Genomic DNA, 12,789 nt, shown 5'->3' on the forward strand with positions numbered 1-12,789 from the left:
GCGCCAGTAGCGCCTTTATCTGCTGCGCACCTCTAGCGCGCTTCAGCCTTGTGTTTTTTCTCTAGTTTGGCGCGAATGCGGGTGCGCTTAAAGGGCGAGATATGATCCACAAACAATTTGCCGTTTAAATGGTCCAGCTCATGCTGGATGCACACCGCCAGCAATCCTTGGGGTTCAATTTCAAACGGTTTTCCATCGCGATCCAGCGCTTTTACCCTGATATGCTCCGGGCGCACCACCGTCTCATAAAAGCCGGGCACTGACAGGCAGCCCTCGTCATATTCGCTAACTTCGGTGTCGAGCACCTCTATTTCGGGATTAATAAACACCAGCGCCTGGGATTTATCTTCACTCACGTCTATAACTACTACGCGCTTGTGCACATTCACTTGCGATGCTGCAAGGCCAATGCCAGGAGCGTCGTACATAGTATCGAACATGTCGTCTATCAGCTGGCGGATTTTATTGTCCACTTCTGTGACGGGTTTGGCGACAGTGCGTAGCCGTGGGTCTGGAAATTCAAGGATAGGTAATAAGGCCATAGTGTTTGTGACAAACTTCTAGTAAAAAGGTAATAACCGCTGCTAACATGATGATCGCACAGGATTTATGCGGTGCAAACGGAAACAGCATGGGCTTTTAATTAACTATTATACGTCTATCTGCCTCAGGACCGAATAAAACAGGATCGGTTTCTATGAAAAAAATATTACTGGCCGTTGCGGCTGCGTCACTCATTAGCTTCTTTTCTTGGGCTGATGATGCACTTCTTAAAACGGGTCACCCCGATGAATACACCGTCAAAAAGGGCGATACCCTCTGGGATATCTCCGGTACCTTTTTGAATAGTCCTTGGCTTTGGCCAGAGATTTGGCATGTTAACCCTCAAATCGAAAACCCACACCTGATTTTCCCGGGCGATTTAATCAAGCTGGTATATCTAGATGGGCAGCCTCGCCTCACACTTGAGCGCACCCTGAAGATGGTGCCGGGCGCGGGCGGCATCAATGGGGCAACAAAATTGAGCCCTAGTATTCGGGTGCAACACACTGAAGATGCAATCAGCGCCATTCCGCTGGATAAAATCGAGGCGTTTTTATCGCGCAGCCGAATTGTCAATCCAGGAGAGTTGGAGGCAAGCCCGTATATGCTTGCTGGCCAACAGCAACATTTGATTGTTGGTGCAGGTGATCGCGCTTATGCGCGCGGTAATTTTGACGACCAGTATTCCAACTACGGCGTTTATCGCAAAGGCCAAGCATTTAAAGATCCGCTTACCAAAGAGCTGTTGGGTGTTTATGCGCAAGGCATAGGTACTGTCGCGATTACCAAAAAGACTGATGATATTGCAACCGTCGATATTATCCGTACCTACGAAGAAGTTCGCCCTGGCGATAACTTGTTGCCAAGTGAAGATCGTTCGGTGGATTCGGTGTTTTTCCCTAGTGCGCCTGATGTCGACATAGAAGCGCAGATCATCGCCGTGGAAGGTGGTGTGACGCAAGTTGGCAAGTTCAACGTGGTTATGCTCAATCGCGGTGAGCGTGAAGGCCTGCAAATCGGCAATGTACTGGCGATTTATAAGGCCGGTGAAGTGGTTACCGACCGTGTTAGAGGTGGCAAAGTTGTATTGCCGGATGAGCGTGCAGGTTTGTTGATGATTTTCCGTACCTTTGAAAAAATGAGTTTTGCATTGGTACTTGAAACGGATCGTGCGCTGGCGGTCAACGATAAGCTGCGCAACCCTTAAGTGTTATTTTAGTGGCTGCCCCTATGCGGGCAGTCCGATTCAAGGATGATTGTTATGCTCTCCCCCCTCGCTGCTACTCTATTAGTGTTACGTCTTCCGGCAATTGGTGTTGCTGGCTATTGGCAGCTGCTTGAGTTATTTGAAAGCCCGCTGCAATTTCTCGCCCAGCCCACGCAGTCTTTGCGCTCCATGCTTAACCCGGCTGCCGCTGATATGCTCAGCCAGTTTCGTGCAGATCCCGAAACCAGTGAAATAGGCCGCAAGTTGACCGCCGATTTGGCCTACATCGAATCCCAGCCTGACCTGCATTGCCTCACCTATGATGACCCTCTCTACCCACGGTTGCTGCGTGAAATTCCGCGCCCGCCACCGCTGCTGTTTGTGCGCGGTGAACCTGCCTGCCTCAGTTTTCCGCAGTTGGCAATTGTCGGCAGCCGCAACCCTAGCGGCGGTGGCAGTGAAAATGCGGAGCGTTTTGCGCACTATCTTGCCGAGCGCGGTTTTGCTATCACCAGTGGTTTGGCGCTGGGGATAGACGCGGCGGCGCATCGCGGTGCGCTGCGGGCGGGTGGGAAAACCATCGCGGTGATGGGCACGGGTATCGATTTGATCTACCCATCCCGCCATCGCCCGTTGGCGCAGGAAATTATTGCCAGTGGCGGCGCTCTAGTTAGTGAGTTTCCGTTGGGAACAAGTTCACAGGCCAGCAACTTCCCCCAGCGCAATCGTATTATTAGCGGTTTGAGCGGTGGTACCTTGGTGGTGGAGGCGGCGGTACAAAGTGGCTCATTAATCACCGCTTCCTACGCGCTGCAGCATGACCGCGAAGTGTTTGCGATTCCCGGTTCTATCCACAATCCGCTGGCGCGGGGTTGTCACCAATTGATTCGCCAAGGCGCGACTTTGGTGGAAACTGCGCAGGATATAGTCGACCAACTGGCCGGATTGCTCAGCTATAAACGTCAAGAGGTGAGATCCGCCAAAACAGTGCAGCCGGAATTGTTTGATAAGTCTGTGGCTGATGTCGCAGAGGAGCCTGAACTCGGCGCTGACGAACAGAAATTATTACAAGCGCTGGGTTACGATCCGCTGCCGGTGGATTTACTGGCGGAGCGCACCGGCTTGGATGTGGGCAATTTATCGGCGCAGCTCATCGGCTTGGAAATCAAAGGTTTGATTCAACAGGTTGGCGCCTGCTATCAGCGGGTGTAGTGAAGGCGGATGAATTCTTGAGCTTGTGCTATTGCTGGGGTAGATTGGCTGTAACTTGATAATAGGTATGGCTCATGATCGATTGGTCGCGTAATCCCCGCATACAATTCGCAGCAAGACAAATGAAACTAGGCGGAGTGATTGCCTACCCCACCGAGGCAGTGTGGGGTTTAGGCTGTAACCCCTTTGACGAAGGGGCGGTATTGGAGCTGTTGGCCTTGAAGAGCCGCCCAATAGAAAAAGGCCTTATTCTGATCGCCGCCGATATCAAGATGTTTGCCCCCTTTCTTGATGAGTTGGATGATTTGCAGCGCCAGCGATTAAAAAACTCCTGGCCCGGCCCCCATACCTGGCTGGTGCCCAACAATGGTTTAGTGCCCTATTGGATTAGCGGCAGTTTTAGCAGTGTCGCGCTGCGGGTAACTGATCACCCGGTGGCAGCGGGGCTATCGCGCGCATTTGGCGGGCCTTTGGTCTCCACCTCTTGCAATCCTCAGGGTTTAGCGCCCGCCACCAGTATCCATCAGGTGCGCCGCTATTTTAGCGGAGAATTGGATGCGATCACCTCCGGCCAAGTCGGCAAGCGCACCGCCCCCTCTGAAATCCGCGATCTGCTCACCGGTGAGATCATTCGCCCCGGTTGATTGGTACTTAACCCAGGTCAAATCCTGTGAACTAGTTTTCCCCTTTCACTTCTGGCCGCGTAGAATGGCGGCCTTTCTGATTTCATCCTTCACTCATCTATTGCTGCAACACGCGGATGCCGCACTTTGAGGAACTTTTATGACTGCTTCACATGGGCCCGATAAGGCCGCCGTCAAAGCTTACCTGCTCGACTTACAAGATCGCATCTGCCAAGCACTGGCCGCTGAAGATGGCGGTGCCGAGTTTATGGAAGACTCCTGGACGCGCGCCGAAGGTGGCGGTGGTCGTTCGCGGGTATTAACTAACGGCGCGGTGATCGAAAAAGGCGGCGTTAATTTTTCCCATGTGTACGGCACTCAAATGCCCGCTTCGGCGACTGCGCATCGCCCCGAGTTAGCAGGGCGCGCGTTTGAAGCCATGGGGGTGTCGCTGGTGATTCATCCGCACAATCCTTATGTGCCTACCAGTCATGCCAATGTGCGTTTTTTTATCGCCGAGAAAAAAGGTGCAGCGCCGGTCTGGTGGTTCGGCGGCGGTTACGATTTAACGCCCTATTACGGCAATGAAGCCGATGTGGTGCACTGGCATCAGACCGCAAAAAATGCCTGCGATCCACTTGGCGAGCACCTCTATCCCAGATTTAAAAAATGGTGCGACGAGTATTTTTATTTAAAACATCGCGATGAAGCGCGCGGTGTGGGCGGATTATTTTTTGATGACTACAACGCCGAAAGTTTTGACCACAGTTTTGCTCTGATGCGCGCCGTAGGCGATAGCTATGTGCCCGCCTATCAGCCGATTGTCAACGCGCGTAAAGGCATGGCATTTACGGAACGCGAGCGCGATTTCCAACTCTATCGCCGCGGCCGCTATGTGGAATTTAATTTGGTTTATGACCGCGGCACTTTATTTGGTTTGCAAACCGGTGGCCGCACTGAATCGATCCTAATGTCGTTGCCGCCATTAGTGCGCTGGGAATATAACTGGCAACCAGACGCCGGCACCGCTGAAGCACAGCTGTACGAAAAGTTTTTGCCGCACCGCGACTGGCTGAAATAAATAGGTAGTTAGTATTTCATTATTGTTTTTCGTTTTATTTGTTGGATAACCCATGACTGATTTATACGCCTTGTTCGGCAACCCGATTGTTCAAAGCAAATCGCCCCATATTCATCGCCAATTTGCCGAGCAAACCGGGCAGGATATGCATTACACCAAACAACTAGTGGCTATCGGGGAGTTTGAACAGGCAGCACAGGATTTTTTTGATCAAGGTGGCAAAGGATTAAATATCACCGTGCCATTTAAATTAAACGCATTTGAATTTGCGCAAAAACGCACTGCGCGTGCAGAGCGTGCCGGTGCCGTGAACACGCTTGCGGTGTTAAGTGATGGCAGCATCCTTGGCGATAATACGGATGGCATTGGTATGATTCACGACATGCACAATCTCGGTTGGGAATTGGAAGGCAAACGTGTATTGATTTTGGGCGCAGGTGGTGCTGTGCGCGGTATTTTGCAGCCGCTGCTAGAAGCAAGTCCGGCACAAATTGTGATTGCTAACCGCACCTTCAGCAAAGCCGAAGAGCTCGCCAAAAATTTCCATGATATGGGTGATGTACAAGCAAAAACGTTTGAACAATTGGCCGGCGAAACTTTTGATTTGGTAATCAATGGCACTTCAGCAAGTATGCAAGGTGAGTTGCCACCGCTGCCAGATAACCTGTTGTCCGCTAACGCCAATTGTTACGACATGATGTACGGTGCCGAGCCAACGATTTTTTTGCGCTGGGCGCAAGAGCACGGCGCTGTCCAAGTTGCCGATGGTTTGGGCATGTTAATCGGCCAAGCTGCGGAAGCATTCTACTTGTGGCGACAAATTCGCCCGGAAGTAGTGCCGGTTATTAGCGCAATGCGTCGTCAAATCGCCGATAAAAAATAACTTCATCACAGCTCCCATTTTGTAGTGGGAGCAACCTTCTGTTAACACCTCTTTAGTTGTGGCGCTATGGTTTATCTTTCGCTGTTTTTTACTGCACTGATTGCCGCCACACTTTTCCCACTTTCGTCCGAAGCACTGCTCGCCGCACTTCTCTATCAACAATATTCTCCAATATTGCTGTGGCTGGTTGCTACCAGCGGCAATACCTTGGGTTCCTGTATTAACTGGTATTTGGGCAAAGAGTGTCTGCGCTGGCAGGATAAAAAATGGTTTCCAGTGCAGCCCACACAATTAGTACGCGCTCAAAAACAATTTCAGCGCTATGGCTTATGGTCGTTATTGTTTGCCTGGGTGCCGGTAGTTGGCGATCCGTTGACATTCGTAGCGGGGGTTATGCGCATTCCATTTTGGGTATTTATTCTATTGGTGGCATTGGGCAAATCACTTCGTTACGCCATTGTAATTTTGCTTGCGCTTAATCTTTTCAATGCTTAAAAGTCTGTCGCTTAAATATCCAATTAAATACTTCACCTTAATATTTCTTATTGTTAAGCGCACTGGCTCACCGCTCTAAACCTATCAAAAACATTTTTGTCGCATAAGTCTGCTGTAAATTATTTTCATGCTGTTATTCTTTATTCCTTGTTTGCAAGGGGGCAATTTCAGTATGAATAAAATAATATTTACATTGTCGATTACTATTTCAGCAGGCATAGGTTTTTTTGTCGGCAAAAACAACAATTCTGTTGGCATTAATTCATCTGTACCGATTTTGGTTGAGTATGACCAAACAAAAACTCCAATTATTGCGAAAGACGCACTCACAAAACCTGAAAACAATTTTCACCAGGCTGATGTCGATGCCTCAGTTGATATTCAAAAGTCATCTAACTCCTCATCTCCGGAAGCCATAAATCAATCCGCGCAGCAAAAAATTGACGCAATTAAAGCGGACTACGAACTTAAGCAGCGTTCAGAAAAGTTCACAGATTGGCTGATTAAAAATCAAAAAGAGAAAGCCTGGTTTGATCTCGGTATGGAGATGCGTGGGCGCTTTGAAGCCGAGGATCGTGACTATAACTGGGCAAGTGCTGAAGAGAGCAGCCTGCTATTGCTCTTCACGCAAGAGCCAGCTTTAGCGGGCATCGCCCTTAAATCTACCACCTGTAAGTCTACCCAATGCCAAATCACTATTAGCGTGATGGATCAAGATCATGCCAATGAAACGGCCATGACAATCACCAAGGTATTAAACAGTGAAAACTTCTCACAAATTGTTATCGATAGCCAAGTGCAGCAGGGCGAATCCATTTTGTACGTTTCACGTAGCGAGAAAGGATTTGAGTTTAATTGATGGAAATATTTTTCAGTTAGCTCAAGTATCTGGTTGAAAAATCAGATTTCATCTGTGATTCGTAAAAGCAAACTGAATAGGGCGCTTGAATGAATTGCAAAAGGATAGTTATTTAATAAATAAAATTTGGAGACGTTATGAGAGTAATAAAAATGTTAGATGTGGTTCTGTTGAGCTGCATGGCGTTAGTAACCTTTAATGTAAGCGCACAGACACAAAATGTACCTGTGTCTTGTAATTGGGTGCAAACTGGTTCTCAAGCTGGGCAATCAGCAGCAACCATTACTTTTCAGTGCAAAGAATCGAATGGCAATGTGGCAGCTACTCGTAGGCTGACTTATTCAGCTCCATCATGGCAAGTAACTCAATGCACTATCTCTTTGGCTTCCGATGTGTTCAATTCTGGCACTTGTCAAAATGAGAGCTTGTATCGTAAGGAAATCATTGTCAGTCCCTGCAAAAACTCTGGCACCTATATCGCCTCAGGTTGCGCTAACTCTATGACTTCCAGTGCTGGATTTGGTGCAGAAGTTGTTCGACTTTGTGGCGCTGCTAGCTGCGTAACATACCAAAATTTAGGCGCTATAAACGGGTGCTACAGAGAAAGCCCTTTCTTAAAAGCCTATTGCAAGTAAATCTAAAAACCCGTTATCGCATTGCGATAACGGGTTCAATATTATGTATGTAGCCAGTTTGTTTTTTGGCATGTATCGATAAACCATTCCAACGCTTTGCCTGAGTTGTTTTTCCTCCACGCCATATACAGCGGAATATTCGGGCGCGGTACAGTACAGTCCAGCACCACTAAATCGCCCTGCTGGATTTCGTTTTGAATAAGATGAGCGGGCAAAAATCCCACTCCGACACCCATCACTTGCGCTTGAATTTTTGCAGCGGCATTGGCGACGCGAATGATTTGTCGGCTCTCCAGTAAACCCGAAGAGCGGGCGGGTGAGCTGAGCGATGAATCGGCCATAACGATTGTAGGAAAGGCGCTGATGGCAGCGGCATCAACCGCACCTGCATGTAGAAGTAGTGGATGTTCGCGTGCAACAGCAAAGACAAACTCTACCTCACCCATTAGCTGATGCTCAAAAATCCCCTTGGGTATATCCCCGCTGGCGCCCAGCGCCAAATCACAGCGCCCTGCAATTAATGCATCCCAAGTTCCGCCCAACACTTCTTCGCTGATGGTGATGGCGACACGTTTATCGAGTTGATTGAACACCTTGATCTGTTGTAGCAGTGGCGCCAGAGGCAATATCGCGTCCATCGCGATACGCAATTGTGTCTCCCAGCCTGATTCCAACTGTTGCACTGCCTCTTCTATCGCGCTGGCCGCCTGCAGTAATTGGCGCCCCTGTTCTAGCAACAAGCGCCCTGCGGTAGTCAGTTGCGCGCGCTGTTTACTGCGATCAAAAAGATTGATGCCTAGGTCGGATTCCAGCTTCTGCACTGTATAAGATAAGGCTGACGGTACTTTGAATAGTGCTTCTGCCGCCGCGCCAAAACTGCCTTTGCGGTCGATGGCATCGAGGACTCGCAAGGCTTCCAAAGTGATGGCGTGATGCATTTATCTGTCTCCAATCGATGTTCAAAAAATTTGAACTAACAACTCAAAATCTTCCGCTTTTTTGTTGCTGAGTACAAGCCTAATCTAGCAACAAGTGAGGCGAACACGCAATTAGCGCGGCGCCTAACCAACTAACCCAACATCAATTTTTCTGGAGTACATCATGAGCGCAATCAAAAATATCATCACTACCAACAACAGTTTCTCAGCCTTAGCTCTGCGTTTACCGTTAGGCATTATCTTTGCGGCCCACGGCGCACAAAAATTGTTTGGTTGGTTCGGCGGTTATGGTTTGGAAGGTACAGGTCAATGGATGGCATCAATCGGCCTTGAGCCGGGTGTATTACTGGCGGCGCTGTCAGGTTCGGCGGAATTTTTTGGTGGATTATTTCTGATTCTCGGATTGCTGACTCGCCCAAGCGCATTGGTATTAGCCGTGACCATGGTAGTGGCTATCTTTTCGGTGCATATCAATAACGGCCTATTTATGAGCAACAACGGCTATGAATTTGGTTTGGCGTTGTTGGCCGGTGCAGTGTCGCTATTCATCTCTGGTGGTGGTCGTGCAAGTGCCGACAATTTGATCGCAAATAAAATTTAAACCGGAATTGAATGCAAGCTAACAAACTGACACATGGCGCTTTAATAAAAGCGCCGCAAAAAATGAGGTGACCTATGATCAGTATCAGACGCAGCAACCAGCGTGGCAGTGCCAACTTCGGCTGGCTCAATAGCAAGCATACCTTTTCATTCGGTAGTTATTACGATGAACAGCAAATGGGATTTTCGGCACTGCGGGTGATTAACGATGACCATGTTGCCGCGGATTCCGGATTTGATACTCACGGTCATCGTGATATGGAAATTATCAGCTATGTACTTGAGGGAGAAATTGCCCATAAAGATAGCGCAGGTAATGTAGCGACTTTGCCACCTGGTGAATTCCAATTAATGTCGGCAGGCAGCGGTATTCGTCACAGCGAATTTAATCCATCGCCGACAAAAGCATTACACTTTTTGCAGATTTGGATTCAACCGAATGTGTACGGTCAAACTCCCGGTTATCAGCAAAAAGATTTTGGCAGTAAAAAAGGCTTAACGCTGGCCATAAGTCCCGATGGTGAAGCGGGTAGTTTGGTAATCAAGCAGGATGCACGGTTGTATCAGTTACTACTCGATGCAAATACCAGCGCAGAACTACCGGTATCCACAAAACGTAATTATTACGTACATGTGATTAACGGCGAGTTAGAAATTGACGGAGAAATTGTAAGACCAGGTGATGGTGCAAAAATCGAAAACGTTAATAGTTTGGTGATGGTTGCACAGAGAAAAGCAGTAAAAGCACTGGTTTGTGATTTGCCATAAAATAATGAGTTGTTAAAAGGGCCATCATTTGATGATGACCTTTTTTAACATTTAGTGAGAAAATTATGGTTAGCGCGATAATCTGGGTTCTACCCAAACACTCCAATCACTGTTAGTGCTACCCATATCAAGAAACTCCAATGTCAGCTGGTCAACATTCGACACATTGATGGATGGTAATTTCTGTAGGCCATCGCGTGCACCGAATGCAGCAGATCGATACAATTCAATACCATCTCCCATAATGCGAGCGGCTACTAATCCCCACTGGCTATCGTCTTTAATAAACGCATTAGTATTGAAGGCCTGCCATTTTTTATTGAGCTGATAAGTGATTTTGGATGGCGCATGTGCATAAATGCTTTTGTCATTACAGGTATTTTCGATTTTCACAATATTGGTATCCAACTCTCCCCAACCTACGCTGGCACTTTTGCGTGTCGCCTCCCAAAGAAATAGTTCAGATTTTGTAGCTGGCATGCCAGAGGGGTCTTTGAAAGTGAACATTGTACTTCTGCGTTGAAACATGGATTCTATCTGCTGGCGTTCTGTGTAGGTGTGCAGCAGCTCCCAGCCATCCAAACCGGTATAGGATTTTAATTCCCGCCACCAAGCGCGATACTGTTCGTATTCACTTCCCCAGTTAGTTGGCCAGCTTCTACCTTCAATTTCATTTTTGTAGGGCGACCACCGGTCATGCATTATTTGTTTAAAAGGCGCCCATTTTTGATCGGCGGGCAATAATTTTTGGAATTCAAATAATTTTGGCACTAGTGCGCCAGGATCTGAAAAGCACCCACGGAAACGGTTGCGTTCATTTTCCATCCATTGGTCAACTGTGACAAAATTTGAGTCTGCAGTACGTAATAAATTGCGCTTATCCATTGCATAGGCTTGTAGCAACACAGGTAAATGCGCATCAAAACTGGAGCCGGGGAAATCGAAACTGTGTTCCAGCTCATGCACCATTACTCCGCCGACGATATTATTTGACGCCCACACACTCTTTAAAAAATCGGTGGTCAATAAATCAGGTGTTTTTAAAATCATACCGTTATAGTTGGTGCCCATCGCAAACACACTCCAATTGCGAGGGATAAAAATATTTTCTTTTTGGCATTCTGCGTAGGCGTACTTCCCTGAAAGCACGCGCATGTCAGCAGCAGCTTGTGCAACACGCGAAAAATATTGATGAGTTGCTGCATAACCACCTGTGCGCTCTACAACATCGTTGTAAATATTTGCGCTCAGATTGGGGAATTCAAACTGTGTAACTGTGTGGTCATTGAGCTCTATCAAACGTAAATTGTCGATTTGGAATTTACCTGTGTATTCACCCATGTGCGCATGGATATCGACAATACCGTGAAATGGAACAATAAAATCTACCGCTACCTCGCGCCATTGCGTTGGGTCGCGTGGATCAATTCCCTGCTCAGAAGCATCGCCATGCACACCAACTCGTAGTCGTGGCAATTTCCAGGATCTACTATCCCCCTTTCCCGATGCCATAGGCAGGTTATTGGGTGGATTTAGCAGTCGAACACGCGCGCGAACTTCATAGGCTTTGTAAGGAATAAGATGAATATTGGTATACCACTCAGCAAAGCGCGCGCTGCTGCTGGTTTCAATTTGCAACACTAAGCCTTGGGCACTGTCATCATCTACAGTGGTCAGCGTGAGTTGAGCGTTGCCATCCGTTTTTTTTAACCAGTGGTTGGTTGCCCCCGAATTATCTTCGCTAACAAATCTGTCGCGCGGAACAAATGAAATTTGCTTGCGTGCGATTAAATTGCCCGATGTAGCGGTCACTTCCAGGGTATGGCGTGCGTAACTGTTGGCAGCAACACCTATATTTGCACTTTGGTAAATACGATAACTGTTTTCGCTGGGGTTATTTACCTGCGCAAGTTGTTCGCGTACTTGATCAAGATTATTCCATGACCCATTAATGGTTTCCCGCTGTAACCTACCAGATGCTGTTAGCTCGTCGGGCTTCGAATATACCGTATCGGGAATTTCTTCCCAGCTACTGCTACCTGGCTGTTGCCAGAGTAAACTGTAATGGCCTTGCGAGTTGGATTTGATATAAAAAAACTCAATCGGATAAGCTTGCCCTGCTTGCAATTCAATCCATTCACTTTGTTGTTGTGGAACGTTGAAATATCCGGCTTTATCCACTTTGTTATTTGAATGCGTGAGTTTTTCATTCACCCCGTTTTTATTTAAATAGAATTCGTGACTGGTATCGGCGGCAACCAAGAAACGGTATAAGCCGCTGCGCGGGGGATAAATTTTTCCGCTCAATCGTGAGCCAAAAAATGATGGATGGCATTCCGCGCTGATAGTGGACGAATCCCAGATAAACCCGAACGCATCTCGACGTTGATAATTACCGTCTTCAATTAGGCGCCACTGATACTTCCAATCGGACCCTTCACTTATGCTTGCCCACAAATAAACGGGTTCATTGATAAAAGCATGTTGTGCCGCACCGGTAATGGTCAATGTTCCATTAAAACTGCTCATTGCTAAGGAGCTTACTACAGCGGACGAAGAGCTACTGTGCGAAGAGCTGGATATATTGCTCGATGAGGACTCGACAGTGGAAGATTTAGCTGCACTGACGGAGTCTTCGTTGGAGGATGAACGCGAACTGGGTTCGAATGAATGTGTTGATGATGAAAAATCAGAGCTTGTAGCTAATGATAAGGAACTGGCGGCATTGGACGCATCTGTACTAGACAGTGCCGTACTGGATATCGTATTGCTAAGTGGGGAAGAAGATGGGCTGGGATTTGGTGATGTAGTTGAACCACCTCCTCCACATGCGGTAAGTCCAAGTAAAATACTGGTACACATTAAAGCTTTTGTTGAGCAAATAAGTTTTTTGCTGCTGATAAATAAATTTTCCATGTCGCTTCCTAAGTGACGCAAGTGGTCCA

Annotated in this window: 14 protein-coding genes; 11 read left to right on the top strand and 3 right to left on the bottom strand. The window is 47.7% G+C overall.

Annotated elements, in window-relative coordinates:
• Nucleotides 1-32: 32 nt before the first annotated feature.
• Complete coding sequence (gene def, locus AC2CG4_RS13655) at nt 33-542, bottom strand: peptide deformylase (RefSeq protein WP_484486789.1); 510 nt, start codon at nt 540-542, stop codon at nt 33-35.
• A 155-nt stretch (nt 543-697) separates the two neighbouring features.
• On the opposite strand from def, the gene AC2CG4_RS13660 reads away from it, so the two are divergent.
• The 8 genes from AC2CG4_RS13660 (at nt 698) to AC2CG4_RS13695 (ending at nt 7,538) form a co-directional block, all read left to right on the top strand.
• Nucleotides 698-1,750, top strand: a complete 1,053-nt coding sequence (locus AC2CG4_RS13660; RefSeq protein ID WP_484486790.1) for a LysM peptidoglycan-binding domain-containing protein — start codon at nt 698-700, stop codon at nt 1,748-1,750.
• A 54-nt stretch (nt 1,751-1,804) separates the two neighbouring features.
• Nucleotides 1,805-2,962 carry a DNA-processing protein DprA gene (gene dprA / locus AC2CG4_RS13665; RefSeq protein WP_484486791.1) on the top strand — a complete coding sequence of 386 codons (1,158 nt, stop codon included), beginning with the start codon at nt 1,805-1,807 and terminating at the stop codon, nt 2,960-2,962.
• A gap of 122 nt (nt 2,963-3,084) precedes the next feature.
• Entirely contained in the window at nt 3,085-3,606 is a 522-nt protein-coding gene (tsaC, locus tag AC2CG4_RS13670; RefSeq protein WP_238582313.1) for an L-threonylcarbamoyladenylate synthase type 1 TsaC, read from the top strand.
• 139 nt (nt 3,607-3,745) lie between these two features.
• Complete coding sequence (gene hemF / locus AC2CG4_RS13675) at nt 3,746-4,666, top strand: oxygen-dependent coproporphyrinogen oxidase (RefSeq protein ID WP_484486792.1); 921 nt, start codon at nt 3,746-3,748, stop codon at nt 4,664-4,666.
• Between the two features lie 52 nt (nt 4,667-4,718).
• Nucleotides 4,719-5,549, top strand: coding sequence for a shikimate dehydrogenase (aroE, locus tag AC2CG4_RS13680; RefSeq protein ID WP_484486793.1), 831 nt, complete (start codon nt 4,719-4,721; stop codon nt 5,547-5,549).
• A gap of 66 nt (nt 5,550-5,615) precedes the next feature.
• Entirely contained in the window at nt 5,616-6,044 is a 429-nt protein-coding gene (locus AC2CG4_RS13685; RefSeq protein WP_484486794.1) for a YqaA family protein, read from the top strand.
• 172 nt (nt 6,045-6,216) lie between these two features.
• Complete coding sequence (locus AC2CG4_RS13690; protein ID WP_484486795.1) at nt 6,217-6,903, top strand: hypothetical protein; 687 nt, start codon at nt 6,217-6,219, stop codon at nt 6,901-6,903.
• Nucleotides 6,904-7,040: 137 nt separating this feature from the next.
• Nucleotides 7,041-7,538 (top strand): hypothetical protein, encoded by a 498-nt coding sequence (locus AC2CG4_RS13695; protein ID WP_484486796.1) that lies wholly within the window; start codon nt 7,041-7,043, stop codon nt 7,536-7,538.
• Nucleotides 7,539-7,579: 41 nt separating this feature from the next.
• On the opposite strand, the gene AC2CG4_RS13700 is transcribed toward AC2CG4_RS13695, so the two are convergent.
• Complete coding sequence (locus tag AC2CG4_RS13700) at nt 7,580-8,476, bottom strand: LysR family transcriptional regulator (protein WP_484486797.1); 897 nt, start codon at nt 8,474-8,476, stop codon at nt 7,580-7,582.
• A 163-nt stretch (nt 8,477-8,639) separates the two neighbouring features.
• Between AC2CG4_RS13700 and AC2CG4_RS13705 the strand changes: the two genes are divergently transcribed.
• Both AC2CG4_RS13705 and AC2CG4_RS13710 read left to right on the top strand, forming a co-directional pair.
• Nucleotides 8,640-9,077 (top strand): DoxX family protein, encoded by a 438-nt coding sequence (locus tag AC2CG4_RS13705; protein WP_484486798.1) that lies wholly within the window; start codon nt 8,640-8,642, stop codon nt 9,075-9,077.
• A gap of 74 nt (nt 9,078-9,151) precedes the next feature.
• Nucleotides 9,152-9,844 carry a pirin family protein gene (locus AC2CG4_RS13710; RefSeq protein WP_484486799.1) on the top strand — a complete coding sequence of 231 codons (693 nt, stop codon included), beginning with the start codon at nt 9,152-9,154 and terminating at the stop codon, nt 9,842-9,844.
• Between the two features lie 69 nt (nt 9,845-9,913).
• On the opposite strand, the gene AC2CG4_RS13715 is transcribed toward AC2CG4_RS13710, so the two are convergent.
• Nucleotides 9,914-12,373, bottom strand: coding sequence for an NPCBM/NEW2 domain-containing protein (locus AC2CG4_RS13715; protein WP_484486800.1), 2,460 nt, complete (start codon nt 12,371-12,373; stop codon nt 9,914-9,916).
• On the opposite strand from AC2CG4_RS13715, the gene AC2CG4_RS13720 reads away from it, so the two are divergent.
• On the top strand, nt 12,345-12,776 hold the full coding sequence (locus AC2CG4_RS13720; protein ID WP_484486801.1) for a hypothetical protein: 432 nt from the start codon (nt 12,345-12,347) through the stop codon (nt 12,774-12,776). The genes AC2CG4_RS13715 and AC2CG4_RS13720 overlap by 29 nt on opposite strands.
• Nucleotides 12,777-12,789: the final 13 nt, after the last annotated feature.

The sequence above is a fragment of the Cellvibrio sp. ATLC23 genome (assembly GCF_057196725.1).

Coding starts and splice junctions, on each gene's coding strand:
- AC2CG4_RS13720 (WP_484486801.1), top strand. CDS start 12,345: ATGGTCAATGTTCCATTAAAACTGCTCATTGCTAAGGAGCTTACTACA.
- aroE (WP_484486793.1), top strand. CDS start 4,719: ATGACTGATTTATACGCCTTGTTCGGCAACCCGATTGTTCAAAGCAAA.
- AC2CG4_RS13715 (WP_484486800.1), bottom strand. CDS start 12,373: ATGAGCAGTTTTAATGGAACATTGACCATTACCGGTGCGGCACAACAT.
- AC2CG4_RS13710 (WP_484486799.1), top strand. CDS start 9,152: ATGATCAGTATCAGACGCAGCAACCAGCGTGGCAGTGCCAACTTCGGC.
- AC2CG4_RS13660 (WP_484486790.1), top strand. CDS start 698: ATGAAAAAAATATTACTGGCCGTTGCGGCTGCGTCACTCATTAGCTTC.
- AC2CG4_RS13705 (WP_484486798.1), top strand. CDS start 8,640: ATGAGCGCAATCAAAAATATCATCACTACCAACAACAGTTTCTCAGCC.
- AC2CG4_RS13700 (WP_484486797.1), bottom strand. CDS start 8,476: ATGCATCACGCCATCACTTTGGAAGCCTTGCGAGTCCTCGATGCCATC.
- def (WP_484486789.1), bottom strand. CDS start 542: ATGGCCTTATTACCTATCCTTGAATTTCCAGACCCACGGCTACGCACT.
- tsaC (WP_238582313.1), top strand. CDS start 3,085: ATGAAACTAGGCGGAGTGATTGCCTACCCCACCGAGGCAGTGTGGGGT.
- AC2CG4_RS13690 (WP_484486795.1), top strand. CDS start 6,217: ATGAATAAAATAATATTTACATTGTCGATTACTATTTCAGCAGGCATA.
- dprA (WP_484486791.1), top strand. CDS start 1,805: ATGCTCTCCCCCCTCGCTGCTACTCTATTAGTGTTACGTCTTCCGGCA.
- hemF (WP_484486792.1), top strand. CDS start 3,746: ATGACTGCTTCACATGGGCCCGATAAGGCCGCCGTCAAAGCTTACCTG.
- AC2CG4_RS13685 (WP_484486794.1), top strand. CDS start 5,616: ATGGTTTATCTTTCGCTGTTTTTTACTGCACTGATTGCCGCCACACTT.
- AC2CG4_RS13695 (WP_484486796.1), top strand. CDS start 7,041: ATGAGAGTAATAAAAATGTTAGATGTGGTTCTGTTGAGCTGCATGGCG.